This is a genomic window from Myroides odoratus, from assembly GCF_001549985.1.
GTDB lineage: Bacteria > Bacteroidota > Bacteroidia > Flavobacteriales > Flavobacteriaceae > Flavobacterium > Flavobacterium odoratum_A.
On record NZ_LROZ01000017.1, the window covers coordinates 1 to 26,431 of the forward strand.

Here is a 26,431-nt window from a genome sequence, read left to right on the forward strand (position 1 = left end):
TTGGTAGAGCACAACACTTTTAATGTTGGGGTCCTGGGTTCGAGCCCCAGTCGGGTCACAAAAGCTATTCCTAATCGAATGGCTTTTTTTAATTCTTTTCTTGTTTCTTCAGTAACGAAAATGAAAAAAGAATTATATTTATCACGCACAAGGCCGGGTGGAGGAATTGGTAGACTCGCCATCTTGAGGGGGTGGTGTCGCAAGACGTATGGGTTCGAGTCCCATTCCGGTCACAGTAGTACAATTTAAAGCGATTTAGAATGGTTTTTCTAAATCGCTTTTTTAGTTATATATGTTTGAATTGTAGTTGTTTAACTTGCTTCAGAAGTGTTTTTTGTAATCTGTTTAGATTGTTATAAATTGTATGCTAATGTTTGAGAGTATACAGATTGTATACATTTTTATATACAATACTGTTTTAAACCTTGTATACCGATTCGTATACAATATACTTAATTATGGCTTCTATTAGTTTTTTGTACCGCTCTGTTCGTGTTAATGCTCCTTTGACGCTGCGAATTTTTTATACAGTGGATAAGAAAAAGATATTTTTGGAAGCAAGAATAAAAAGTGAAGTCACTTAAGAGTATTGGGATAAGTATCATTTAGCAAATCGCATTAATGATATTGCAATTAAAAACTTTCAAGTGGAACTAAACGGAGAGTTGAGTAGTATTGAAAACTTCATTTTAGATTGTGCGAATCAAATACCACTCGAAAGATATTCGAAGGAGTGGTTGTTAGGTGCTATTGCATCTTACTATGATCCTGCTAGTGCAAAAGGTGTTCCAACCACATTCGTGGGGTGGTTAAATCGTTATTTAGAAGATAATAAAGATGAAATATGGGACTCTGAGAAAAAATAAAGTCGTCTTAAAATACGTATATAAAGTGAAAGACTATTTTGGAAAATACGATACACCGGAACAAGGCTTCCAGGACCATGCGTTGTTCTTTCAAAAGAATAAACGTTATGCCAAAGCCTGGGAAGTTCGCGGGGATTACAATCGATTTTTTGAGGAGATTGCCGAGGCTGGATATGCAACTTCGGATAGTTTGCAGACCACCTTAAAAGCGTAGCTAAATCTCTAATTAAATGCTTATGAGAGTAGTTGTTTTATTGATTGTGATGCTTGGATTAGTGGCGCAATCTTGTGGATCTCGAAAAGTCGAAAAATATAGTAAGTCATCTTTGAACGAAAGCAAGACTTCTCTCTGGGAACAAACCAAGGTAACTGAGATTCATTTTAACCGAAAGAAGGTGTTTGAAATTATGCGAGAGCTAAATATTCGCAATGGTTCGATTACTTTTAATACCGATGGTTCCATCACGGCCAAGGGTGATGAGATTGATTTGAAAAATAAAGAAGCTAGTGAGGAAGTGGAATCTACAAAAGCAAAGGAGGAAGTTGCTCAGCTGAGTTTTGATCAGGATGAAAAGAAAACTGAAGAAGAGAATGGGAAGAAAGTGGAGCGGGAGCAGTTTAGTTGGTGGTGTTTTTGGATTTTTATAATACTTATTAGTGTGTTTTTTTATCTAAAAAATTTGTTTAAATAGTATTTGTTTTCTAAACTATATTTGCTTTTTGTTTACTTAAATTGTATATAAATTATGAAAAATTTTATTTTTATTTTTTCACTCCTATTTTTGTTCTCATGTGCTTCTGATTTAGAAGAAAATGTTAAACTGGATTCTGATCAGAAAATTGAAACATTAACTATTGATGATTTTAATTTTAAAAATGAATATGTTTATATTTCTCACATGAATAGTTTGACAAAACAGAAAGGGTTAAAAGGAAAAATTGATTTTGAAGATGTAGATTATCAGTTTTATTCTGTTATAAAAACTGATAAAGAATTACCTTTAAATATTAAAAGTGAAATTGAATTTGAAAATTTTATAAAAAAAGTAACCAAAGGTATGTTATTCATTATTTTATAAATGATTTATTAGATGTTTCGTATTATTATAATGGTGATAAGTTAGAATTTGAAGTTGTAAATAAAGATTTTAGTGCCGGAAGACTTGAGCCTTATCCTAGAAAAAGTGAATGCAGTTTAGAAGGACTGAGACAATGTGCAAATTATAGATTATATACCTCGGGGCTTGTAAGTAAAATAGTATGCTCTTTCACTTTTTATATATATTGTTATCCTATTTTATATGCTGATTGCCTTGTTGCTAATTGTACAGATTTAGATAAAACAGTAGAACTTGTTAATATATATGAAGATGATATTTTATATGAGAAAAACTTCATTCAGGATAAGATAAAAGTTTTAGAAGCTTATGAGATTGTTGATGGAGAGTCGAGCAAATCTATTGTAAATTATATGAATGGTTTTAAATTAAATAGAAATGATTAATTTATTTGTAAATCCTTTTAGGAAAGTTTTTGATTTTGATGGAAGAGCTTCAAGATTAGAGTTTTGGGTTTTTATTGTATGTAATATTTTTCTCTGCTTTCTTTTTGGAATCTTTAGGGCAGTTTTTAAATTTCCTGAAATCGTTACTATAGTTTTTGTGTTTTTTTTAAATCTAGTTACCATTTCTCTTGGATTTAGAAGATTAAATGATGCGAAAATTAATAAACTGTTTTTTTTAATTCCTCTTGTTAATTTGATACTAGCTGGGTTACCAAGTAAGAAATAGAGGTTTAAAAATGTTTTTATACATAAATAAAATAATATAAGTATACATAAAGTATACAATTGTATATTTTTTAAATTATTAATATGTTGTTTTTTAACTATTTAATAATTTTTATTCGAGTTCCATTTCGGTCACAAGTAAACGCAAATAACATCATGTTATTTGCGTTTTTTTATTTTGGAACAGTTGAGAGATTGGTGAAATTAAAACCAATGTTAATAAGTAATTTATGCGGTAAAAAAAAAGCGTATTAAAAAATACGCTTAGCTCATTAATTATTAAAAACAGGTTCGAATGGTTTGAAAATACGTCTACCTTTACTTACTTCTGCAAAATTTGGAAATCGATGGTGTTCACAAATATAGTCTTGCATCCATTGCGCTACTTCTGCATTGGTTTTGTTGAAAAAAAACATATCTGTTACTCTGAAATCATATTCCATAGTGCCTCCGAGTATGATTGTGCCAAAGCCACCAGTTGGTGAGTCGACAATGAGATAACATTCAGGGACGAAATCATTAACAAATTTTCCCATCCAAGGTACTTCTTGATTTTGAGCAAATGCTCCCATAGATAACGTCAACGCGAATCCTAAAAGAATTTTTTTCATAATTAATATAGTTTGAAAATTGGTTGAATTAAGGTAGGGTTTATTTGGATATTTAAAAATGATTTGATTTAAATTAACTTAATGTGTAGTCTTACTGTATTTCTAAGTGATTTTATCGAAGTGAACTTTAATATTGATAAGCTTTACTTAGCATGCTGTATGTAGCAGTTGGGTTTCGATAACCAAGGAGACTAAAAAAGCACACGTACTTTAATTTGTGTGCTTTTATAGTGTTGTGCAATAATTTGTTTGTTTTATACTGTGTAGTAATCCAAAACTTTTTCTGACTTCTAGTTCGCTATACACGTGATCTTAACTTGAGGTAGCTATTTTTTCCCAATGTAATATAATAAAGAGCTAGAAAGGGATTAGTTCCACTTAAATCAAAAAACAGCGTTTTTCCTTGTTGAAGGTGGAAGGTTTCTTCATTTGATCTACACCAATCAATTTTAGCACATAAGGTGTAATTTCCTGGTTGAAGATCAAATGCTTTGGTTTCGCCATCTTTTATTTCGCCTATTTTTTGGTCTCCACAATATAGAGCTATGCTTCTAAGTTTGTTTGAAAATTCAGCACTTCGTTTAATTATAATTTGTGACATGGTTGGATGTTTTTAAGATTTGATTGTGCAACCTAAATATATCTTTTTTTTAGTAATTAGCCCCTTTTTATAAAAGTGAATGACTTCGGGATGAGGGACAAAAAAAGGATAAGCTTTTGAGCTTATCCTTGACCTGACTATGTTTAGGAAATTAAAGTCTTTCAAAATACTGCATAAACAGCGTAACGATGGGATGATGTACTTCCATAATATCATCTTTAGAGAAAGAAGTTAAGGGAAACCATTGTAAAGCTTTGATGTCATCTTTGGGTTGAATATCTCCAGTTGTTAGAGGAATTTCTAACAAATACAAATGGGTGATGATTTTGTCTTTGTGGTTGCGGTAGCGGGGATCATCGATTTTAAGCTATACGGTATTGTATTTTCTATTCCTTGGAAAGATTTAATCAAATCAAATAGTATAATTGTGCTTTTAATTGATACTACTGCGCATCATCGAAATGGAAAATAACGCCAGTTGTTATTAGCTTTAATACCTAGAAAATCAATGTTTTAAGCTTAGGTATTGAATGACAATGATGATCAGGAATTAGTATTCAAGTGAAAGTAGAGGAAATTTTAAGGACCTCTCAAGAAATGTTAGCTAATAATGAAATTTGAGATAGGATTCCTAATATTAATGGTATAAATAGTTGCGTAGGTTGTATCTACTATACTAGCTCTAAAATGTGTTGAGGTAAGTGTATTACTTTTAATTTAAACCATATAGAATTGGTTAGAAAAGAAACTTTATTTGTTTGTTATCACTGACAGAGGGTAAATAATGAACTAAAACAAAAGGTTTTTTGAGATTCATATCAATCTTACAAGTACTTCTTTAATTATTTTTCAGATTGTCAGTATTATAGAGAATTTATTTATTCTATATCGTTGATTAATAATATTATAATAACCATCTCAGAGTAATTTTGCACATGACTCTGAGATGATTTATTATCTTATTTTCTAATAATTAATTGTAACTAATTCATAAAAAATAGGGGAAGTAGGAGACATATTTCCAATAGTATCATATTGAACATTATGTGGATTATACTGTGGATTCAATCTATTATAAAGGACAGTGGAATCTACGGCATAATTTTGCCCTATATGAGTTCCGTCACAGTTCGTTCTTTCATTTTCAGGGATATATTTGTAAAATTTAAAACCTTGAAATTGAATGTCATTAAAAAATTTGTATTGTGGTACATCAAAACAATATTCTGTTGTATAAAAAACATTGTTTAATTCATATCCAGACCACCAACGAAATTTTGAATAAGACCATTCTTCTAAGTAATTACAATAATTATGAATCACATAGTTATTAGCCGCGTGTTGTGGTTCAGGACAGTAAGGAAATGTGGCATTATCTCCAGGTGAGTATTGAGAAAATCGTATGTATTGACCGGGTTGTAACGTAATAGGGTCTAAGGTATATCGATAAATACTCCAATTACCAATCGTCGGGTCAAAATGGCGTAGTTGTATTGCGTAAAAATTTTGCTCAACCTTTGAATTATTGTATATTTCTAGTATTCTAGTAGCAAAACTTGCATGTGAAAAAGCACAAATAAATAATAAAGCTAAAAATTTTTTCATAGTTACTAAGAGTTAGAAATTTCTAAATATTTTGCTAAAGCATATGATACAATATCCTGTATAGATGTATATCCTCCATAATTAGGCTCACCTATTTTGATCAAAAAAGCTTTAGCTTTATCTAAGCTTTCTTGTGAATATAAAAATTGCTTTATATCAATTTCACGCTTAACAAATTCCATATACCTTTTTTCAAATTCTAAGTATTCATTGCTTTGTTTGATAGCTGAATAATCGATCATTTCAGTTTTAGTATGGTTATCTTTTAGATTTCCATTGTTTTCGACTTCATTACTGCAGCTGACAGTAAAAAACGCACATCCTACGGCTAGAAAAAAAAATTTTTTCATAATATAAAATTTTAAAATTGGTTGTTTAAATATACATAATGTTAATTTAACTAAAAATAAAATATTGAATAGTTAACTAATTTGGTAGTTTAACTGTATTTTATATGTATAGTGATTTTATTATTAATATTGTTTATTTAAACACAAAAGGAAGTGGAGTTTTTTATGTCCACATTAACGGGTATAGTAATTGGTTTTTAATGCTTTTACGTGAATATGATTTAGAAATTTATGATGTAAATAGCTGTGTCTATCTGTTATTCTTTTAGGTTTTAAGTGTTGAATTCACGGAACTAGTCAAAGGGATTCATGCGATAAGATGTATTTTGACAATTCGCTTTATCAGCTTGTCTGAACCAATCAAGTAGGGTGAAGTATGATTATAAATTTCAATAGCAAAAGAAGTATAGGGATCAATTGGTGAGGTCTATTTGAGCAAAAGCTTTTATAGGAAATATAGAAGCAAATAGAAATCCCTATTTTATATGACTGCCATTTAAAATTGGCTGACTCTTAAATTAAACGATAGTAGCGGGATAAAAGAAGTAATTTCTTTATACTGAGAAGCTTTTTTCTTAAGAGATAGAAAAAAGGATAAGCTCAAAAGCTTATCCTTGACTATGTTTAGAAAATTAAAGTCTTTCAAAATACTGCATAAACAGCGTAACGATGGGATGATGTACTTCCATGATATCATCTTTAGAAAAAGAAGTTAAGGGAAACCATTTTAGGGCTTTGATGTCATCTTTGGGCTGAATATCTGCTGTTGTTGCAGGAATTTCCAACAGATACAAATGGGTGATGATTTTGTCTTTGTGGTTGCGATAGCGGGGATCATCGATTTTAGTTGAGCCTAAATAGCGTATCTCATCAGGAGTAGCTACGAGGTTGGTTTCTTCGAATAACTCTCTTACAGCGGCTGATTCATAGCTTGAATCGTCCGCGTCAACGAAACCTCCGACAAATCGCCATTTGGGTTCGTGTTCCTTTTTACCTAATAAGAGGGAGCAGGTATGGTCTGAATTTAATCGCAAAACAGCAATATCAACTGTTGGTATTGCGTTTGGGTACACTTTTTCTTGCATTTTTTGTTGTTTTGAGGAGATGAAGGTAAAAAAAAAGGCTGAAAATTACATTCAGCCTTTGTGTTATTTTAAAAATGAAATGATTTTTTCTAGCGCCATTCCTCTTGATCCCTTGATTAAAACGGTATGATGCGCCAACAGTTGGGCTACATCGTCATATTGTGCCATGAAATCTGAAAGTGTTTCAAAAAACAATAGGGCAGCTGAACTACTTGTGTCTTTTACTTTTGAGAATTCTTTTCCAATGAAGAAAACTTTTTCGAAAGTAGTCTCTTCTACTTGTTGGATGATGTTTTTATGTTCTTTTTCGCTTTCTTTTCCTAGCTCAAACATGTCCCCTAAGATGTAAATTTTAGGCGTAGTGGATGGGAGTTGATCGAAATTCGCTATGGAGAGTTCCATACTAGATGGATTTGCATTATACGCATCTAATAAAATAGCAAATGGCTCTTGTTTAATCCACTGTGATCGATTATTCGTTGGGATGTACTCCTGAATGGCTTGATTTGCTTCCTCTAAACTCACGCCAAAATATTGACCAATTGCTACAGCTGCCGCCATATTAGTTGCGTTATATTGACCTGTAAGATGGGAGGTGATGCGTTGTTCTCTTAGTTGTATTGTAGCTAATTCTGTGTGTTCAATACGTTCAATCTCTAGGTTAGCTTCTGTGTCTTTTGAGCCAAAAGTATACCTTGAGAAAGTGATGGTTTTTGCATCTTGTCTAGGGTCATCTACATTGACAAAAGCCATTTTGTGATTATCTTCTAAATAATCGTACAACTCGCTTTTTCCTTTGATCACGCCTTCAAAACCGCCAAATCCCTCTAAATGGGCTTTGCCAAAGTTGGTAATATAGCCGTAATCCGGTTGGGCGATGGTACATAGAAGTGCAATTTCGTTGAGGTGATTGGCTCCCATTTCTACGATTCCAATATCAGTTTCGTCGTCAAATTGAAGTAAAGTTAAAGGTACACCAATGTGATTATTATAGTTGCCTTGTGTTGCTTTTACGTTGTATTTACGGCTCAAAACAGCCTTGATTAGCTCTTTGGTTGTTGTTTTTCCGTTGCTACCTGTTAAGGCGATAATGGGAAGTCCCAATTGCTGTCTGTGGTAGTTTGCCAATTGTTGTAAGGCTTGTAGGGCATTAGGTACAAGAAACATTTTATCTCGGTCCGTTACGAGTTTAGGATTATCCATGATTACATAACGCGCTCCTTTATCTAATGCCTCTTGAGCAAATTCATTTGCATCAAAATTATCGCCTTTTAAAGCGAAAAAAAGACTGTTGGGCGTAATATTTCTCGTGTCAATTGCTATGCCGTCAGCTTCTGTGAAGCAGCTGTATAATTCCTGTATATTCATAAGTCAAAAGTAAAAAAAAAGTCCTAATTAAAATTAGGACTTTTAAAAGAAATATAGGTTATCTTATTTTAGTTTTTCGTTTTGCGAATCACTTGTTTTTGACCCACTTTAGTCATGGCTAAACGGAATCCGATATAGTCAGTAGCTTGATCTTCTGGATAGAATCTTCTTGTAGCTGGATCTAACCAGTATGCTCTATCTTTCCAAGATCCACCTTTGATTACACGACTCTTATCGTTGTAAATATTAGTGATTTTGTTTCCTTTTTTATTGGTAACTGAAGTTTCAGCTAAAGCTTCTACATCTTCTTGACCTGTAGCTTGTTTTATATCTGCATCGTAAGCAACTTGAGCAACTTGTCCAGGTAAGTTACGCAAGCGTAAACGTCCGTTAGATAAAGTGTCAAATTTTACCGTTTGATCTGTTACGATTTGTGGTTTTCCATCAGGTCCGATTTGGTTTTTGTAATAAATGTTTCCTTTGAAAAAGTTGAAATCTGTATCGATTTGATCAATTTGAGGATCGTATACATCAGCTACCCATTCTGCTACGTTACCAGCCATATCATATAGACCAAAATCATTAGGAGCATAAGATTTTACAGCATTTGTGATGTCTGCATTATCCGTTGCCCAACCTGCGATTCCACCATAATCTCCACGACCTTGTTTGAAGTTAGCATATTGAGACTTCAATGTATTGTTGCGTTTATTTCCTGATTTTTTAGTTGGATTCTCCCAAGGATATGTTTTTCTTCCTTGGTAGTTGTTGTACTCTCTAGTTCCAGCCATTCCGATTGCAGCATATTCCCATTCTGCCTCAGTTGGTAGACGGTATTCTGCCGTGAAAAGACCGTAGTTCATTGTAGCATAAAGGTTTTTCTCTCCCTCTTTTGCTTTGTTTTTTACACCGCGATATACAATATCTGTGTTACCTCCGTAAACAGCCTCTGGATTCGCTAAATATGTTTCTGTGCTAAAGTGAGCGTCAGCATAAGCTTCCATAATCTTAGCATCTTTTTTCAGATACCCAGCTCGCTCTAACGTTAACTCATTCACTCTGTCTGTTCTCCATTTCGCATAGTCATTCGCTTGCAACCAAGTTACTCCAACTACAGGGTAGTTTGCATAAGCAGGGTGTCTTAAATAACTAGAAATTAGTGTTTCATTGAAACCTGTTCCACTTCTCCATACGGTCGTGTCAGGTAAAGCACTCTTGTAGATTTCTGCATAAACTTGATTTGTTGGAGGGAAAACACTCTTTAACCAGTATAAATACTCGTTATAAGCAATGTTAGTTGTTTCAGCTTCATCTAAATAGAAAGATTGGACATACTGTTGTTTAGGATTGTTGTTCCAATCAGCCATAATGTCGTCTTGCACTCTTCCCATTGTAAAAGCACCCCCTTCAATGGATACCATACCCTTAGGATTCTGCTGTTCAAAATTCGTGTTGTACTGAAAGCCTCCTTTTTTATCATTTATTTTCCAACCAGTAGCAGAAGAAACTCCATTATTTGTGTTACTGCAACTCGTTAAACCAACTGTAGCTAGTAGGCCAGCAAGCAGTTGTAAAGTCATAAGTCTATTAATCTTCATGTTAAAAACGGGTAAATAATTTGACGCAATATAAGAATTAACGATTAATTAGCAATATCCTTGCTATGAATATTTTAAAAAAAACTTAATTTTTGTGTTCAAAAATAATTATAATCACCTAAATAACGCTTTTTTTATTCGTGTATTGTATATGGAAAAAATAATTATTTTTGCTAAGGAATAATTCTTCCTCATGCAAATATATATGAAAATAATTATTAATACACTACTGATTCTTACTTGCTTTACACTTTTTTCGCAGTCGAGAAGATTGGAGTTGAAGTGGGACAATAAATTAGTCGAACAAGCGTTATCTACAGATGATTTTGATGCCACCAAAATAGATAAAAATTTAACATTTGAAAGTGTTAATAATAAGTTAATTTACTCAAATTTGGAATCAAATATTCCATCTGGTTTTAAAAATAATGTACGAATTCTTCAAGTTAGTTACGAAGATTTAGACGCGAATTTCCTGTCAGACGCCAAGAAAAAATTATATCAGGAAGAAGTAAAGATTGAAATTAAATCGGCAATTGTAAATCATACTTCCCAAAGCTATGTGTATTTTTCTCCGATTGTCTATACAAATGGTGGATTAAAACGGGTAAAAAGCATCTCTTATCTTATCGAAAATCAATCTTCTCAACCGAATATAAGACAAAGTTTGAGTAATGGAGGACGAAATATCAATGCTAATACCGTACTTAAACAAGGAAATTGGTTCAAATTTGGCGTTAATAAGTCTGGAATTTATAAGTTAGATAAGAACTTTCTTACCCAATTGGGGGTACCTTCATCCGTTGATCCACGTACGATTCAGATTTATGGGGCAGGAGGAACAATGTTACCTATAGTGAATCAAGCGAGTTATCCTACCGATTTACAAGAAAATAGTATTTATGTACAGGGGGAATCTAAAGGAACAATGGATGCAGAAGATTACATTTTGTTTTATGCAATTGGTGTTGATCAATGGAATGAGGAGAGTTTAACGTATCAAAACTTATATGGAGATGAAGCGATTTATTTTCTGACCTATGGGCAACAACAAGGATTGAGAATTAGCAATTTTGTGGAACCTACAGCAAGAGAAGTAGCGACTATCACTGAATTTGATGGACAGGTTTTTCACGAGCAAGATCTAGTTAATATAGGAAAGCTCGGTAGAAAATGGTTTGGTGAAGAGTTTGGAATTGTCAATGATCGAAGCTTTTCATTGGAATTGATGCATTTAAAAACAAGTGCGCCTGTTACCTTTGGTGTGAATACTGCTTCTAGTTCGTATGGCAATACATCGTTTACTTATGCGATTAATAATAGGTTTGTAGGGGCTGTTACTTTTTTTCCTATTCGAAGTGCAACGACAAAAGGATATGAAAGCTTTTTAGAAAAAGAGGAGTATTTAAGTTCTCCTACGGTTGAGGTGACGTTAACCTATCAGAATGGCGGAGTGCCCAATTCTAAAGGATACCTTGATTATATTGAGTTTTTCTATACAGGAAACTTAATCGGAGGAACAAAGCAATATCGTTTTTCTAATAATAAGGTAAAAACAATAGAAGGAGTGGTTCGTTGGAGCTTGACCAATACCAATCAAGTGAATCGAATTTGGAATGTTACGGATGTTTCAGCTATTACTACGCTTCCTGTAGCCAATCAGAGTCAGTATAGCTTTAAGTCATATGGTGGGACCAACCCCGTTTTTCAAGTAGAAATTCCAACAGATTATTACACCCCTAAAATGGTAAATAATAGTCGTGTGCGCAATCAAGACCTCAAAGGAGCGGTACAAGCACAAGGAACTGTCGATTACCTTATTATTACAAACGATGCTTTTGCTTCAGCTGCACAACAATTGGCACAATTTCATCGCCAAAATAGCAACTTAAAGCCGATGGTGGTGACGGTAGATCAAATTTACAATGAGTTCTCGTCAGGGCAACAAGATGGTGTAGCGATTCGAAATTTTGTTCGATATGTTTATGAGAGCATGCAACAAAAAGGAAGTGAGTTGAAATACCTCAATTTATTTGGTACAGGATCTTACGATTATAAGCAGAGAATAGAACAAAACGCAAATATTGTTCCGTTGCATTATGGAATGAGTAAAACGAAAAAAGCACAGAATAGCAATTCTAACTTTTCAATGTATACTACATTTATGTCGGATGATTTTTATGGATTACTCGATGAAGGAGAGGGAGACATGTATAATGTTGTTTTTGGAATTGACGTTACGGTTGGAAGAATAGTCGCAAAGAATTTGGAAGAGGCGAATCAGGCAGTACAAAAAATAATAGCCTATCACGGGGAGCAAGCACGAGGGCGTTGGAAAAATAACCTGGTTGCAATGGCAGATGACGTAGATAAATCGTCTGATTACGTTTTACAAGTTGAAACGGATACCATTGTGAATCGTATTCTAACGCATAACCCGTTTTTTAATGCCAAGAAAATCTATTTGGATGCTTATGTACAAGAAACGTCTGCTGGAGGAAATCGCTATCCGCAGGCTAGGTTAGATTTCTTAGATGCTATTGAAAAAGGAGCGTTGTTTATTAATTATTTAGGACATGGTGGGGAGGATGGATTAGCGCAAGAACGCGTTTTTACGATTGAAGATGCTCGAAAGTTAACCAATGAAAATAAATATCCTGTTTTTTCTATTATAACGTGTGAGTTCAGTCGATTTGATGATCCGAATTATACAAGTGGAGGTGAAGTGCTATTTAACAATAGCAAGGGAGGGGCTATTGCGTTGATTGGGACGACAAGAGAAATCGGAATTGATATTGGACGATTGTTAAATCGAACGTTTACCGATTTATTTTTTGAACACGCTGCGACGTATTCTATGGCTGATGCTTTAAGACATACTAAAAACTCCTATACGAATAGAGATAAAAATGTCGTTTCATTTATTGGCGATCCAGCGTTGAAAATTGCGCTGCCTAATTTAAAGGTGGTGCTGTCTCAAGTTAATGAAGAGGATGTTCAGCTAACAACAAATAACCCTGTAAAAGCGTTAGACTATGTAAAGATGAAAGGAGAGGTACAAGATGAAGGAAACAATGTTGTTCATTCTTTCACTGGCAGCTTAGCTGTTGAGATTTATGATAAGTATTTAGATAAGAAAACACTAGGGAATGACAATGTGATGAATAATGGAATCCCTTGGGTAATGGATTATCAAACTTTAGGAGAGGTAGTTTTTAGAGGAAATGCCAGTGTGAAAAACGGGGCTTTTTCTTTTGATTTCATCATGCCAAAAGATATTCGACTCAATGAAGGAAAAGGGAAAGTGAGTTTTTATTCTTCCAATCAAGAGATTGAATATACAGGAAATAACGATGATTTGGTTATAGGCGGATTGAACGAAAATGCACCAAAAGATATTACTCCACCAATAGCGAGATTATATATGGATAATGAATCCTTTGTTTCTGGAGGAGCAACAAGCAATAATCCTGTATTTCTTGCGTTTGTTGAAGATGAAAGTGGGATTAATACAGCTAGTGGCATTGGACATGACATCGTAATTATTGTAGATGATAAGGAGGATAAAAATATCATACTCAATGATTATTATGAAACGGAACTAGATAATTTTAGAAAAGGAAAGGTGACTTACCAACTGAAAGAATTGGATCCTGGAATGCATACGATTCAGTTTAAAGTATGGGATGTATACAACAATTTATCGACTACTGAAATTCAATTTTTGGTTAAACAAGATGAAGCATTAAAAATTGAAAAAGTGTTGAATTATCCTAATCCTTTTGTCAACTACACTGAGTTTTGGTTCACCCACAATAGACCGCTGGAGCCCTTGGATGTTCAAGTACAGATTATGACGATTACGGGGAGAATTGTGAAAACAATGAATCAACAAATCACGACGGAAGGAAATTTAAGTCGAGAGATACAATGGGATGGACGTGATGATTTCGGAGATCGAATTGGAAAAGGGGTCTATATTTATCGCCTAACCGTGCGTTCATCACAGACAGGAAAAAAAGTCGAAAAAATAGAAAAATTAGTTATACTTTAGGAAACAATTATATTTGTATAATTTTATAAACACAACTGAATGAAAAATTTCACAGCATTAGTTTTATCTATACTAGGAGGATCTGCACTGTATGCACAGACAGATATAAATCCGATAACAACTGCAGTTCCCTTTTTAACGATTGCAGCTGACGCAAGATCAGCAGCTTTGGGAGATATGGGAGTTGCAACTACAGCAGATGCTTTTTCACAACAACACAATGCTTCAAAATATGCTTTTGCAATAAAAGATCAAGGATTCGCGATGAGCTATACGCCCTATATGTCTAAAATCTCTAGTGGAATGTCTCTTGCTCAAGTAAATTATTTCAATAAATACAACGAACGAAGCGCATTTTCTGTAGGGTTCCGTTATTTTGGAATGGGAGAAGTGACGTATAGAGAGGATTATAATAGCATAGGAGCAACGTATAAACCAAGTGAATTTGCGATTGATGCTTCTTACGCATTGAAATTAAGTGAGAAATTTGGTATGGCCGTTACTGGGCGTTTCATCAATTCCAATCTGAAATTACCTGATACAGGAGACGGAGATGCATCAAGTGTAAGTACATTTGCGGTGGATATTTCTGGATTCTATCAATCAGATCGAATGTCTTTTTCTGATTTTGACGGACGTTGGAGATTTGGTTTTAACTTACAAAATCTTGGGCCGAAGATGAGTAGTAATGATAGACCAGAAAATGCGGGAGATTTCTTACCTGCAAATTTAAAACTAGGAGCTGGTTTTGACTTTATTTTGGATGATTATAACACCTTAACAATCACCACGGAGTTTAATAAATTAATGGTACCAACTCCACCACTAGATAAAAATAGTGAAGAGATGCGCGAGTACAACGATACGGGTTGGTTTAAAGGAGTATTCAAATCTTTTGGTGATGCACCAGGTGGTTTTAGCGAAGAAATGAAAGAAATTGCTTGGGCAATGGGAGCAGAGTATTGGTATGACAATACATTTGCATTCCGCGCAGGTTATTTCAATGAAAATAAAAATAAAGGAGCAAGACAGTATGCAACACTAGGGGCAGGATTTAAATACAGTATGATTACAGTCGATTTATCGTATTTGTTCTCTACATCAAAAATCAACAACCCTCTAGAAAATACCCTTCGTTTTTCCCTAACGTTTGATTTAGGAAGAAAGACATACCCTAAAGGATAACAAGAAGAAAAGTATTATATTTGTACCCTAATCCAAACCGTTTAACCTAAAACGAGTTTGGATTTTTTATCTCTAATCGTTTGACTTATGAAAAAAGTAGAAGTAGTAACGACATTCATTGAATATGAATCGATTCGCGAATTAGCACAACAAGATCAAGAATTGATGGAACAGGCTGTTGCCATTCGAAAAAATGCTTATGCCCCTTATTCTCAATTTCGCGTAGGAGCTGCTTTACTGTTAGAGGATGGAACGATTGTATTGGGATCGAATCAAGAGAATGCTGCTTTTCCATCGGGTTTATGTGCAGAACGCACCGCTATTTTTCAAGCAGGAGCGTTGTATCCTACCCAAAGAATAGTAAAAATTGCAATTTCAGCAACTTCAGATTTAAAAGTAACCAATCATCCTATTCCGCCTTGTGGTGCATGTAGACAGAGCATATTAGAATATGAAGTGAAACAAGCGCAACCCATCGAGCTGTTTTTTATGGGAGCTGAGGGAACGGTGTGTTATTCCCCTTCTCTTCTTAATATGTTGCCTTTTCATTTTGATGCAAAATCACTGTAAAAGGCAAGAATAAATAAGAAGATTTAAGTAGAATAGGGTATAAAGTAAAAAGTTTTACCCTATTGATACCTAGTTGATTACCCGTTTTAAAAAAAACGAGTGTCAACCTTGATATTATATCAAATAAATTATTAATTTTGATATGAAAAGGCGATGAAACTAAAACTTCGCTTCCTGGTCCCTAAAAAAATTAAACGCGGACCTTTTGAATTTATAAAATGGACACATACCCCCAGATCATCACAATATTAGCTAGCGCTACTATTGTTCCCGAAGAAATTTCAATTGGTAAGTTATTGCTTACGTTATTCTTAGTATTCCTAAATGGATTTTTCGTTGCAGCTGAGTTTGCAATTGTAAAAGTAAGAACCTCACAAATTGAAGTACATCAAGAATTAAACTCTAAAGTAGCCGGTGTTGCTAAAAATATAGTTGCAAACCTAGATGCTTATTTGGCAGCAACTCAATTAGGAATTACATTAGCTTCATTAGGATTAGGTTGGGTTGGAGAAAGTTCATTGACTCCCGTTATCATGAAGGTATTTGATTTATTCGGCATGACTGGACCAGAATGGTATTCAGTAGCTAAGAGTATTTCATTTCCAATAGCCTTCGCTATCATTACGATTTTGCATATTGTATTTGGTGAATTAGCGCCAAAATCAATTGCGATTCATTTCCCTACAAAAACAACATTCTCTATCGCTTTACCTTTGCGCATTTTCTATTTTGTATTCAAACCAATTATTTGGTTGATGAATGGACTAGCAAATGGTATTTTGCGTATGTTCGGTATTACACCTATTCATGGTTCAGATATACACACAGAAGAAGAGTTGAAAATGATCATCACTGAAAGTCAAGCAGGTGGTGCAATTGAAGAAACAGAACGACTTTTGATTCAAAATGTTTTTGATTTTGATGATAGACGTGTAAACAATATTCAAACGCTGCGTAAAAATGTTTCAGCAATTGAAATTAATACCAGCGTAAAAGAAGCAATCGATTATGCCATTACAGAAGGGTATTCTCGTTTTCCAGTGTATGATGATTCCTTAGATGATATCAAAGGAGTGATTTATACCAAAGATTTAATGAAAGCCATGATCAAAGAAAAAGAGGATGTATCTCTTGCTTCGTTAATGCGTGAGCCTATTTATATTTCGGAAAATGCATTGATTAAAAATGTATTGAAACAGTTTCAAGCGAAACACTTGCAAATGGCAATTGCGACTAATGAGGTTGGAGAATTTACAGGTATCATTACGATGGAAGATATCCTTGAAGAATTAGTAGGAGAAATTCAAGATGAGTACGACAATGAAGAACCGATTGTAGTTTCTACAGGTGAAGGTGTATACATGGTGGATGCTCACTCGAATATTTCTGATATCAACCGTTGGTTGCCTTTCAAATTTGAAGAAAGTGAACATTATGATACGTTGGCGGGATTAATCAGTGAAGTTTGCCCTGACGAAGAATTAAAAGAAGGCGACATCATCGATTTAGAACATTATACAGGAGAAGTAGTCAATATGTATCGAAACTCAGTAGAAAAGGTTCAATTGACGTTGAAAGAAGAACACTTAGAAGATATAGCACAGAGCTAATAAAAAAGGCAACCGATCGGTTGCCTTTTTTATTAGAGATAGGGCCTATTCAATATAATTTCATCCAGTATTCACAACCCGTATGTCCCCCGACAAAGGAGGGGACGCATCCAGCGCTCCTATTATGTTACGGTTATGCTAGTTAAAAAAGAAAAGAGTGTAAGGGCGAATGGTATTCGCCTTCATGTATGATTAATCTTATATGAGTTGCTTAAACTTCACAAAGCACAAACCTCATCAAGAACAAATGCATCAAATAGAAATTAACAAATAAAAAGGAAGGGATGAATTTGTTGGATAAAAAAAAAGACGGTACTTACATGCTGTAATTGAATTGTAAAGTAAGATGAATTATCAAGCAGTATATAAAATGATAGAGGTAGACACGTATTGTAATTTACGTGTACAATCGGGATTATCTCCTAAAACAAAAGAGGCAGCAGCAATTGGCTTGCGTAATTCGCTCTGTTGTGTTGCGGTTTTAGACGAAGCGAACAACAAAGAAGTAGTTGGCATGGGACGATTAATAGGGGATGGAGCCTGTCATTGTCAAGTTGTGGATATTTGTGTGTTACCAGCGCATCAAAAAAAGGGACTGGGGAAGCTAATTATGAAGAAGTTAGACGACTATATTCATGCAAATTTGCCAGCTTCTTGCTATGTTAATCTAATTGCAGATGGAGAGGCTTATCGCTTATATGAACAATATGGGTTTAAATCCGTTTGGCCTGCATCCCGAGGAATGGGATATACCAAAAAAGAATAGGCTACTGTTGAAGTAGTACAAATAAAAAAATAGGGGGCGAATCATTCGCCCCCTATTTTTTTATACGATTATAATATCAAAATCTTGGTGTAAGGGTCGGAGTTGTTCAACTAGTTTTTGTATTAAGTCGTCTCCTGCTTCTTGATAAAACTGCGCAAAGTTATAATAACGCTCTTGTAGACTATTTTTAGGGAATAGCTCTAATTGAATAGCTAAGATGCGATCAAGGAGTTCTTTATTTTTTTTCTTTTCTGCTTTTTGTAATCGTTTTTCCAAGTGATCTAGTCCTTTGATTTGTTTTTTCTCTTGTGCATTTACTGCGCCAATAAAAGAAGCATCAGTTTGTTGGGCAAGCGCTCTGAGTTGATCAAATTGTTGTTGTAAGACCTGACGTTGTGCTTCGAAATCAAAAGAAACATCAGATAATTCGGCTGATTTCTTTTGAAGCAATACTGCTGCAGGAGCAAAAATATCAGACCAGGTAAGCTGTAACTTATCTAGTTTTTTGACCTGTTTTTCTGTAGCAAGAAGTACTGAGTTTCTCAACAATAGCATTGGAAAATCAACCTGATGTAAATCAAAGACTGGTTTTAATTGCAACCAATAGGCTAATTCTCCTCCTCCTCCAATATAACATAAATTCGGTAGAATTGTTTCTTGGTATAAAGGGCGTAAGATTACGTTAGGACTAAAACGCTCGGGGTGATTGTTCAGTTCTACGAGTATCTCTTCTTTTGAAAAAGAAAGCGTTGTATTGTTAATTCTGAAGCGATCCTGATCATAAATGATACGCTCGCGTAAATCATTTTGAATGTAAAATAAGTTAATCTCTCGCGGTGTTACTTGAATAAAGTAATCCTCAAGAATAGGATAGGTTTTCTCTACTTCGTGAATGGCATTTTGTTTCAATAATTCCTGTTGTATACTAGGTGCAAAAAGAGATTTGAGTTGAGCATGATCTCCATCGATAATAACCAAACCATAAGACTCAAATAATGCATTGGCTAAATAACGGGTTGCATCAGCTAAGTTGTCGTGTTTGAGGTAGCTTTCCTCAAATAAAGCTTTGAGTTTTTTAGCATGGTCACCAGCGTTGAGTTGGCCTTTAAATACGTCGTATACCTTGTCTAAGGTTGCCGTATTCAAACGACCTACAGGGCCTTTGCTTTCTTGATCCCAACAAATCTTCTTATCCTGAAAATAGAAGTGATTAATTTCTTCAAAATCGTGATCTTCGGTTGCCATCCAAAAGACCGGAACAAAGTTATAAGCTGGGTATTGTTGTTTCAATTCTACCGTCAAATTGATGGTTGAAACAATTTTATAAAGAAAATACAACGGACCTGTGAATAAGTTCAATTGGTGCCCCGTTGTAATGGTAAACGTGTTTTCCTCTCGCAATAAAGCTATATTTTGTTGGGTTGCAGAGGATAGCTCCAAGCCTTGATATTGTTCAACTAAAGCATCGTGTAAAACGCGGCGTTTTTCAGTTGAAAAATGCTGTTGTTTGGCTTCTATCTGTAATTTAAAATTAGCTAAAGTAGGGAAATGTTGATACAGTGGTTTTAATTTCTCCGTTTGGTTGAGGTAATCAACCATTAATTTGGAAAAGTAACCAGAGTTTTGAAATGTAATTGTAGGTATAGTCATAAGACACAAGGTCAATTAGAAAGTTTGTTTTAAAACAAAAGTTTTACTATCAAGATAGTAAAACTTTTTAAGCATAGTAAAAATACGGTTTTATTTCAAATATTAATACATTAATTCAATCCAACCCGAATAAACACCTCTAAGGGATTCAAAATAGTACCAATACGTTCCGCTTGGTAGTTTTGTACTGCCATTGGATTGCCCATACCATTCGTTCGTATACCCACCTGTTTTTTTGTAAACTTCAATACCATATCGGTTGAATATTTTTAGATTAATTACACCATAAGGCTCGAGGTCCCAATTGTCATTGAGTCCATCACCATTAGGAGAAATTCCTTTCGCAATGATACAGCCTTCAGTTGTCACAGTGAAACTATCTTCAAAGGCACAATCGTTTAATTGAGGAAGTCCATAGTCTTTTTTCGCATAGATATAAATGGTTTTAGGACCGTAAAAGATACTTTCAGGTGTATTCAATTTGATGGTGTTCCCTTGTTTATTTGGTTCTAAATAATATGCATACCCCTCAGGTAATTCTGGAAGTTTATATGGAGTACATTCAGTGGTTACTTGGTCTTCCATTCTAAATCTGGGCACGGCATGCAAGCGAATTTCAGATTGCGTCGAACAGGTATTGTTATCTGTTATTTTAACGGTGATGAACTGTTCTTGGTAGTAAGGCACCAAGTGACTGGAAGGATCTGCTATAGCATTCGTTTCACTTTCCGCATCTTCAGGGGAGTTAAAAAACTGAATGTTGTATTTTGTCTCGTCTTTATTGCTTAATAAGGTACCTAACGTTTGATTTAAATCATAAACCAATCCTGTTTCTGTTTCAGTCGCACAAAGTTCTGAATAAGTGAAAGCCGTCGATTTAATATCGATATCATTGACAATTAATTGCAAAGGTATATCGACTGGACATTTATCGTCAATGGTCATGCGGATGGTAATCGTATTGCGTGTTGAACTATATTTAGTTGGGGTAGTAATCTTGCGGATGGTATCATTAAAAGGTTCGAAATATGTGAAGTCAATCGTTCCAATATTGTTTTCATTGAGTTTGTTTTCAAATTGGGTTAAATTGAATGTGGCTAGCTTTTCTTTGTCTTTTAATTCTTCGACGCATAAGGCAAATTTTAAAGGCTCTTTGGGTTTTTTGGGTACTTCATTGACAATGAGATTGATTTTCATTGTTTTGAAATATATTCCATTAGCTCTTTTAAAACGCGCATAAATTTGTTTTGGACTATCTTCGAATTGAACAGTATAAGGAGAGGCTAAGAAGTTTGTTGCCGTTTGATTAGTAGCATCATCTGCCGATTCAAAAAAATCAATGACAAAGGTTTGGTCGATATTGTTAATATCTGCTTTAATCAAATCTAAATCGAAAATTTCTTTTTCATCATAGTTCTCATCACATTGTTCATAGGTCTTTTTCGTAAGGTCACAGTTTAATACAGCGTCACCGCCAAATGATAAGGTAAAACCAGCATCGGTTGCTGACCAACGATTAACAGCGATTAAAATACCATCCCCAGGTTGCACATCATAATATCTAACCATTCCTGGTACAGTAGCTGTGTTTCCTAACCAAGTAGATGCCCCTGGCTCTTCACATAGCATCGTTTCGGTAAGAGATAGACCAATATTGTATTGACGAGCATCCACTCCGTCATTTTGGGAACCTCGATCACCTGGGCCTAGATTGGCAAAGTTAGGATTTTTCCAAGATGCAAAATCATAATCAACAGCTGCTTGTGGGCTGATGACAAATGTAAACGTAGAACCTGATTTTATTTCTACATAGAAAAGAGTCAATGAACTAGTTAAGGGGCTAAATGGTCCACAAGACGTCCTCAAATTCGTATAATTGGTACTTTGAGGGGTCTGCCCAACTATTTGTTGGTTAGAACATATCACGATGACGTCGTCAGGGTTAATTGATTGAGAATATATTAAATTAGATGTAATTAATAATATGAGTAGTAAAAAATGCTTCATATCGTTAGTTTTTGGGTTGAGTGTATAGTAAATATAACTTAAAATTAACTTAAAATAAATCTTTTTATAGAGAATTTTTTAAAATAGTATTTATACTAAGAAAATGTAGGTAATTTTGTCTCTTAAATTATCTAGGGTGCAAACGACAATTACATTAATTACTCCGCCTTTTACACAGCTGAATACACCATATCCAGCCACAGCTTATATTACAGGTTTTTTGAATACCTTATCCATTTCAAGCTATCAAAGTGATTTGGGAATTGAAGTGATTTTGCGACTGTTTAGCAAAAAAGGATTGACTCGTTTATATGATCATATTCACGCAGTAGTAGGAGAAGTTAATGGCAATACGCATCGCATGTTGGCTTTAGAAAACGAGTATATTGCTACGATAGAGGCTGTTATTAAATTTTTACAGGGAAAAAACCCAACGTTTGCACACACCATTATCAAAGAGGATTTTTTACCTCGAGCCTCTCGATTTGATCAACTAGAAGAGTTGGAATGGGCTTTTGGTTCGATGGGGATTCAAGATCAGGCAAAGCATTTAGCGACATTGTATTTGGAAGATATTGCTGATTTAATTGTCGATACGGTTGATCCGCATTTTGGGTTTAGTCGTTATGCTGAGCGTTTAGGTCGATCTGCGCATACCTTTGATGAGCTATATACGTCGTTGCAGCAACCCTTAACTTTTATTGATGAACTGACCATCGAACTTTTAACTGAGATTGTTGCCCAATCTAATCCAAAGATAGTCGGGTTTTCAGTGCCTTTTCCTGGTAATTTATACAGTGCTTTTCGCTGTGCACAATGGATTAAACAAAATCATCCTGAGATAAAAGTAACGATGGGAGGGGGATACCCTAATACGGAGTTACGTTCGTTATCAGACACTAGAGTATTTGAGTTTTTTGATTTTATTACCCTAGATGATGGGGAAGCTCCTCTAGAAAATCTAATTCTCCACGTTGAAGGAAAATTAGCACAAGAAGAATTAAAACGCACCTTTGTGTGTAAAAATAACGAAGTGGTGTATATCAACAACCCACTGAAGCGAGACTATAAACAAGCAGAAGTAGGAACACCGGATTATTCAGGTTTAAAGCTCAATGACTATATTTCCGTAATAGAAGTTGTCAATCCGATGCATCGCATGTGGAGTGATGGACGTTGGAATAAGCTAACCATGGCACATGGTTGTTATTGGGGAAAATGTACGTTTTGTGATATTAGTTTGGATTACATCAAGGTCTATGAACCTGTAGCCGCCAAATTAATTGTCGATCGAATGGAGACGTTAATTGAGCAAACGGGAGAAACGGGATTCCATTTTGTGGATGAAGCGGCACCGCCTGCTTTGATGCGTGAAGTGGCTTTAGAAATTATTCGAAGAAAAATCACGGTTTCTTGGTGGACCAATATTCGCTTTGAGAAAAGTTTTACTCGTGATCTGTGTTTCTTATTGAAAGCATCCGGATGTATTGCGGTTTCTGGAGGATTGGAAGTCGCATCAGATCGTTTGCTGAAGTTGATTGAAAAGGGAGTAACAGTAGAACAAGTGGCGCGTGTAAATCGCAATTTTACCGAGGCAGGCATTTTGGTTCACGCTTATTTAATGTATGGTTTTCCAACACAAACGGCGCAAGAAACCATCGACAGTTTGGAAATGGTACGTCAATTGTTTGAAGCGGGGATTATGCAATCTGGATTTTGGCATCAATTTGCAATGACTGCGCACTCTCCAGTAGGAATGAATCCAGATGAATATAAGGTAATCGCGCAGAAAACAGAGCATAGTGCTTTTGCAAATAATGATGTTCCACATGTCGAGATGAATGGCGCTATTCACGATAAGTTTTCTTTTGGATTGAAAAAATCCCTGTTTAACTTTATGCATGGCATGTGTTTGGATTGGCCGTTGAATGAATGGTTTGACTTCAAAGTTCCTCGTACGTCTATTCAACCCGATTATATTATTTCTTGTTTAGAAAATGAATTACCCGTTGCGAATCGTCCAAATCAAAAAGTAGTATGGCTAGGAACCTATCCATATAAAGAATATTTCGAAAAAAAGAAAAAAGGAAAAGTATTTGAGATGGTTAGTTTAATCTTCTATACCAAAAATAATACAATAACGGTAGATGTTGCAAAAGAAGAAGGGGATTGGTTTGCTTCTTTTATCGAAGAGCTAAAAGCAAGCCCTACCCAAACGAAAACGTATCAAGAGATGAAAACGAGTTTTGAAACGACGTGTTCTACTGACTTTGAACTGTTTTTATTTTCAAAGCCAGTACAACAATTGCGTGAAATGGCACTTCTTGTGGTGTAAGTATTAATTCGTTGTATTTTTTTCGAAGAGATATAAGCGTATCTCCGTAATGAGGATTACTAGAATTATACCTCCACCAATCAAAATCATATCTACTAGTTGAAAATGAGTAGGTGGAAGAATATCAAGGTAGAACAGTAGATGGATAAGGAGTATAATACTACCCAACAGGAGCATAAGCTTACCACTTAATTGCTGAGAAAAATCCCAATTTTCTTGATTTTTCATGCTTCGAGGAGTGCGATATCCTATAGGACCAATATTTTTACACTGTGGTGTAAGCCATCCAACAAAAATGAAAATAATGGGTAGAAAAAAATAATGGAAAAGTGTAGGGTTTGACATAAGCGGTTAGTTAACTGTTTGTATAAAAGTTGCAATGGTCAAAGCAAGTTCTGGATGTAAGGGAAAAGAAGGATCTCCATAACTTTTCATATTATCTTCGTCTTTGTCAATTTGTTTTAAGACGTGATTCATGTTTTTTAAGGTCATGCGTTTAGCTTTAGGGTTTGCTTGACTCAATAGATCTCCTTGTTTTAAAGAAACCTGTATATCTTTATCTCCATCAATAATCAATGTCGGTTGTTTTATTTTGGCTATTTCAGCGCTCGGATTGTATTTCATCCACGAGATTAAGTAGGGTTGTACGCTAGGGCGATACAAGGCCTGAAGCATAGAAGGGATATCGGTTACGGTTTGCCCGTTTTTTAATGCCGTATTGATTTCCGTTACTTTTGCTCCTAAAGCAGGTAATTGTTGAGTGATTTGTTCATAGATGATTTGATCTGCAGTTGTACCAGGTCCTTGTAAAGAAACGTACTTCGTGATTGAAGCAGATCTGTTCGCTAGAAGATTAGCAAGCAGCGCGCCTTCACTATGCCCAACCAAAGTAATCTTAGGATATTGAGCCGTAAAATAAGAAACAATTAAAGCTAAATCATCCACTCCATCTTCGAAACGCCCTTCTTCTTCTTTTATAGGTAGATTGAGTTTTAATTGCGTAATAAAGCGTTTGTCGTAGGTAAATACATCAAGACTATAGGAGGTTAAAGCTGTAGCTAACAGTTTGTATGAATTGCCTTTTAAACCAGCAAAACTATTTCCATTGCGATTGGTAGGTCCTGAACCAGGAACGATAATAACGAGATTGTCGTTTTTTGTAGCTGTAGTATATAAATCTCCAAGTAATTGCGAATCGATAGCAATCTCCTTAATTTGAGGTGCCTGAGCAAACCCAAATAAAGCACACAGGGCTGTTAGAAGGTAAATAAAGAAGTGTAATAAAGTTTTCATAGTCGTATAAGGTTAGAATAGTAGTTTTTTCTATAAGTGTTAGTATAAATAAACCAATAGTTTAGATGCAACTTCAGCTAGTAATACAGCTACAATTAGTAATACATGATGAGAAGCCTGTTTTGAATTTGTTGCATTTTTGTATCCTTTATAAAGTAAAAATCCCATAAAAACAATAGCTGCAAGTCCTACTAAGGCACTTAAACCCAATAGAAAGAGATTGATAGCAGGGAGTTCTGTTATCATTGTAGGATTGTGCAAATTGGCGACTAAGAAATCAGCCGTTTCTTGTTGGATGTTTCCTATATTGACAACTAGTGAAAAATAAAAAGGAACCCTACAAATGAGTGCTACATTGAAAATATCAATAAGGCGTGCTTTGGTTGGTAAAAAACGCGAGAGTATAAATAAGGTAACCGTTAGACACAGTGTATTTATTATATTATCTGCCAGCGGTTGATACCATTGAACTTGGGTGGTAAGATGCATATCTAAAACCCCATCAAATCGGGTATTAGTAAGAAAAGCAAACAAAGATCCAGCTACTAAAAGAAGTGAACCAATGAATAAGAGTTTAGTTTCCTGAAGAGTTTCAAAAGGTTTGGTAATAGCATTTTTCATAAAGTTGTAGTTGGGTTGGGTTGTAATTATGTTATGGGTTTTGTAGTTTTTGGATGTGTTCAATCATATCATCTAATTTATTTCGCACAGTTGGATAGCTAATATTCATTTGTTGCGCCATTTGTTTTAAACTTCCACTGTAAAGAAAAAATTGTAAGATGAAATCTTGCTCCTCTTGTGTTAATTGAGCGAGCAGCGGTAATTCAAATTGTCCACCTACTGTTGTTTCACAACTTTCGCAAGCTAGTTGAACAACGTGTAATTTATTGTTACAACTAGGACAATGTGTAGGTAATTTATGTTTTGTTTTCAAATTATTTAATTTTATTAAAGACTAATTTAATAAAATTTACATTATAATTAAAAATATTTTTTGTTAGGTTGTTTTTTGAGAAGCTGTCAAGTATAAATCTCACAAAGCAATTGGAGAAGGGAAATGAGAAAAGGGAGAGGAGTAGATTTTCGGA

The 26,431-nt window shown here is 34.7% G+C and carries 27 protein-coding genes and 1 tRNA gene; 13 read left to right on the forward strand and 15 right to left on the reverse strand.

What is annotated here, in order from left to right:
- Positions 1–182: hypothetical protein (locus AWV75_RS19155; protein WP_231738162.1), on the reverse strand; the 182-nt coding region annotated here is incomplete at its 3' end.
- Here AWV75_RS19155 and AWV75_RS14605 point away from each other — a divergent pair.
- The 6 genes from AWV75_RS14605 to AWV75_RS14630 all read left to right on the forward strand — a co-directional run bounded on the left by AWV75_RS14605 (position 152) and on the right by AWV75_RS14630 (position 2,656).
- A tRNA-Leu gene (locus tag AWV75_RS14605) sits at positions 152–233 on the forward strand. The two genes, AWV75_RS19155 and AWV75_RS14605, sit on opposite strands and share 31 nt — an antisense overlap.
- A gap of 414 nt (positions 234–647) precedes the next feature.
- Positions 648–866 (forward strand): hypothetical protein, encoded by a 219-nt coding sequence (locus AWV75_RS14610; RefSeq protein ID WP_060875071.1) that lies wholly within the window; start codon positions 648–650, stop codon positions 864–866.
- Complete coding sequence (locus tag AWV75_RS14615) at positions 838–1,080, forward strand: glucosaminidase domain-containing protein (RefSeq protein ID WP_060875072.1); 243 nt, start codon at positions 838–840, stop codon at positions 1,078–1,080. Before AWV75_RS14610 ends, AWV75_RS14615 begins: the two co-directional genes overlap by 29 nt.
- 22 nt (positions 1,081–1,102) lie before the next feature.
- Positions 1,103–1,558 carry a hypothetical protein gene (locus tag AWV75_RS14620; RefSeq protein WP_156424208.1) on the forward strand — a complete coding sequence of 152 codons (456 nt, stop codon included), beginning with the start codon at positions 1,103–1,105 and terminating at the stop codon, positions 1,556–1,558.
- A gap of 54 nt (positions 1,559–1,612) precedes the next feature.
- Positions 1,613–1,945: a hypothetical protein gene (locus tag AWV75_RS14625; RefSeq protein ID WP_060875074.1), complete on the forward strand. Its 333-nt coding sequence runs from the start codon at positions 1,613–1,615 to the stop codon at positions 1,943–1,945.
- A gap of 417 nt (positions 1,946–2,362) precedes the next feature.
- Positions 2,363–2,656, forward strand: coding sequence for a DUF805 domain-containing protein (locus AWV75_RS14630; protein WP_060875075.1), 294 nt, complete (start codon positions 2,363–2,365; stop codon positions 2,654–2,656).
- Positions 2,657–2,927: 271 nt separating this feature from the next.
- On the opposite strand, the gene AWV75_RS14635 is transcribed toward AWV75_RS14630, so the two are convergent.
- The 3 genes from AWV75_RS14635 to AWV75_RS14645 form a co-directional block, all read right to left on the reverse strand.
- Positions 2,928–3,266 carry a hypothetical protein gene (locus AWV75_RS14635; RefSeq protein ID WP_060875076.1) on the reverse strand — a complete coding sequence of 113 codons (339 nt, stop codon included), beginning with the start codon at positions 3,264–3,266 and terminating at the stop codon, positions 2,928–2,930.
- A gap of 298 nt (positions 3,267–3,564) precedes the next feature.
- Entirely contained in the window at positions 3,565–3,867 is a 303-nt protein-coding gene (locus AWV75_RS14640) for a hypothetical protein (RefSeq protein WP_060875077.1), read from the reverse strand.
- Between the two features lie 151 nt (positions 3,868–4,018).
- Positions 4,019–4,180, reverse strand: coding sequence for a hypothetical protein (locus AWV75_RS14645; RefSeq protein ID WP_231738163.1), 162 nt, complete (start codon positions 4,178–4,180; stop codon positions 4,019–4,021).
- Here AWV75_RS14645 and AWV75_RS18775 point away from each other — a divergent pair, their 5' ends adjacent.
- Positions 4,181–4,339 carry a hypothetical protein gene (locus tag AWV75_RS18775; RefSeq protein ID WP_156424209.1) on the forward strand — a complete coding sequence of 53 codons (159 nt, stop codon included), beginning with the start codon at positions 4,181–4,183 and terminating at the stop codon, positions 4,337–4,339. It abuts the gene before it with no gap.
- A gap of 494 nt (positions 4,340–4,833) precedes the next feature.
- Here AWV75_RS18775 and AWV75_RS14650 read toward each other — a convergent pair whose 3' ends face one another.
- From AWV75_RS14650 to gldJ, 5 genes are all read right to left on the reverse strand, one after another.
- A complete protein-coding gene (locus AWV75_RS14650) occupies positions 4,834–5,472 on the reverse strand; it encodes a hypothetical protein (RefSeq protein WP_060875078.1) in 639 nt (212 codons plus the stop codon).
- Between the two features lie 5 nt (positions 5,473–5,477).
- Positions 5,478–5,822 carry a hypothetical protein gene (locus AWV75_RS14655; protein WP_060875079.1) on the reverse strand — a complete coding sequence of 115 codons (345 nt, stop codon included), beginning with the start codon at positions 5,820–5,822 and terminating at the stop codon, positions 5,478–5,480.
- 632 nt (positions 5,823–6,454) lie between these two features.
- Positions 6,455–6,907 (reverse strand): NUDIX hydrolase, encoded by a 453-nt coding sequence (locus tag AWV75_RS14660; RefSeq protein WP_060875080.1) that lies wholly within the window; start codon positions 6,905–6,907, stop codon positions 6,455–6,457.
- Positions 6,908–6,970: 63 nt separating this feature from the next.
- Positions 6,971–8,275 (reverse strand): UDP-N-acetylmuramoyl-tripeptide--D-alanyl-D-alanine ligase, encoded by a 1,305-nt coding sequence (locus tag AWV75_RS14665; protein WP_060875081.1) that lies wholly within the window; start codon positions 8,273–8,275, stop codon positions 6,971–6,973.
- A 68-nt stretch (positions 8,276–8,343) separates the two neighbouring features.
- Positions 8,344–9,873, reverse strand: a complete 1,530-nt coding sequence (gldJ, locus tag AWV75_RS14670) for a gliding motility lipoprotein GldJ (RefSeq protein ID WP_197429587.1) — start codon at positions 9,871–9,873, stop codon at positions 8,344–8,346.
- A gap of 205 nt (positions 9,874–10,078) precedes the next feature.
- Between gldJ and porU the strand changes: the two genes are divergently transcribed.
- The 5 genes from porU (at position 10,079) to AWV75_RS14695 (ending at position 18,058) form a co-directional block, all read left to right on the forward strand.
- The gene (porU, locus tag AWV75_RS14675) at positions 10,079–13,927 is read left to right on the forward strand and encodes a type IX secretion system sortase PorU (RefSeq protein ID WP_231738164.1); all 3,849 of its coding nucleotides are present in this window, start codon (positions 10,079–10,081) and stop codon (positions 13,925–13,927) included.
- A 39-nt stretch (positions 13,928–13,966) separates the two neighbouring features.
- On the forward strand, positions 13,967–15,112 hold the full coding sequence (porV, locus tag AWV75_RS14680; protein ID WP_060875084.1) for a type IX secretion system outer membrane channel protein PorV: 1,146 nt from the start codon (positions 13,967–13,969) through the stop codon (positions 15,110–15,112).
- An 87-nt stretch (positions 15,113–15,199) separates the two neighbouring features.
- Positions 15,200–15,682 carry a cytidine deaminase gene (locus tag AWV75_RS14685; RefSeq protein ID WP_060875085.1) on the forward strand — a complete coding sequence of 161 codons (483 nt, stop codon included), beginning with the start codon at positions 15,200–15,202 and terminating at the stop codon, positions 15,680–15,682.
- A 218-nt stretch (positions 15,683–15,900) separates the two neighbouring features.
- The gene (locus tag AWV75_RS14690) at positions 15,901–17,292 is read left to right on the forward strand and encodes a hemolysin family protein (RefSeq protein ID WP_060875086.1); all 1,392 of its coding nucleotides are present in this window, start codon (positions 15,901–15,903) and stop codon (positions 17,290–17,292) included.
- 370 nt (positions 17,293–17,662) lie between these two features.
- Positions 17,663–18,058 (forward strand): GNAT family N-acetyltransferase, encoded by a 396-nt coding sequence (locus AWV75_RS14695; protein WP_231738165.1) that lies wholly within the window; start codon positions 17,663–17,665, stop codon positions 18,056–18,058.
- A 60-nt stretch (positions 18,059–18,118) separates the two neighbouring features.
- Here the strand turns inward: AWV75_RS14695 and bshC are convergent, their stop codons facing one another.
- Complete coding sequence (gene bshC, locus AWV75_RS14700) at positions 18,119–19,708, reverse strand: bacillithiol biosynthesis cysteine-adding enzyme BshC (RefSeq protein WP_060875088.1); 1,590 nt, start codon at positions 19,706–19,708, stop codon at positions 18,119–18,121.
- A gap of 102 nt (positions 19,709–19,810) precedes the next feature.
- Positions 19,811–21,715 carry a gliding motility-associated C-terminal domain-containing protein gene (locus AWV75_RS14705; protein WP_060875089.1) on the reverse strand — a complete coding sequence of 635 codons (1,905 nt, stop codon included), beginning with the start codon at positions 21,713–21,715 and terminating at the stop codon, positions 19,811–19,813.
- Positions 21,716–21,851: 136 nt separating this feature from the next.
- On the opposite strand from AWV75_RS14705, the gene AWV75_RS14710 reads away from it, so the two are divergent.
- Positions 21,852–24,050 carry a B12-binding domain-containing radical SAM protein gene (locus AWV75_RS14710; RefSeq protein WP_060875090.1) on the forward strand — a complete coding sequence of 733 codons (2,199 nt, stop codon included), beginning with the start codon at positions 21,852–21,854 and terminating at the stop codon, positions 24,048–24,050.
- A 3-nt stretch (positions 24,051–24,053) separates the two neighbouring features.
- On the opposite strand, the gene AWV75_RS14715 is transcribed toward AWV75_RS14710, so the two are convergent.
- From AWV75_RS14715 to AWV75_RS14730, 4 genes are read right to left on the reverse strand one after another with little or no spacing between them, the layout of a single operon-like run.
- On the reverse strand, positions 24,054–24,395 hold the full coding sequence (locus AWV75_RS14715; protein ID WP_060875091.1) for an SdpI family protein: 342 nt from the start codon (positions 24,393–24,395) through the stop codon (positions 24,054–24,056).
- A gap of 6 nt (positions 24,396–24,401) precedes the next feature.
- Complete coding sequence (locus AWV75_RS14720) at positions 24,402–25,343, reverse strand: alpha/beta hydrolase (protein WP_060875092.1); 942 nt, start codon at positions 25,341–25,343, stop codon at positions 24,402–24,404.
- 39 nt (positions 25,344–25,382) lie between these two features.
- On the reverse strand, positions 25,383–25,964 hold the full coding sequence (locus tag AWV75_RS14725; protein ID WP_060875093.1) for a hypothetical protein: 582 nt from the start codon (positions 25,962–25,964) through the stop codon (positions 25,383–25,385).
- A 31-nt stretch (positions 25,965–25,995) separates the two neighbouring features.
- Positions 25,996–26,277, reverse strand: a complete 282-nt coding sequence (locus AWV75_RS14730; protein WP_060875094.1) for a DUF2089 domain-containing protein — start codon at positions 26,275–26,277, stop codon at positions 25,996–25,998.
- Positions 26,278–26,431: the final 154 nt, after the last annotated feature.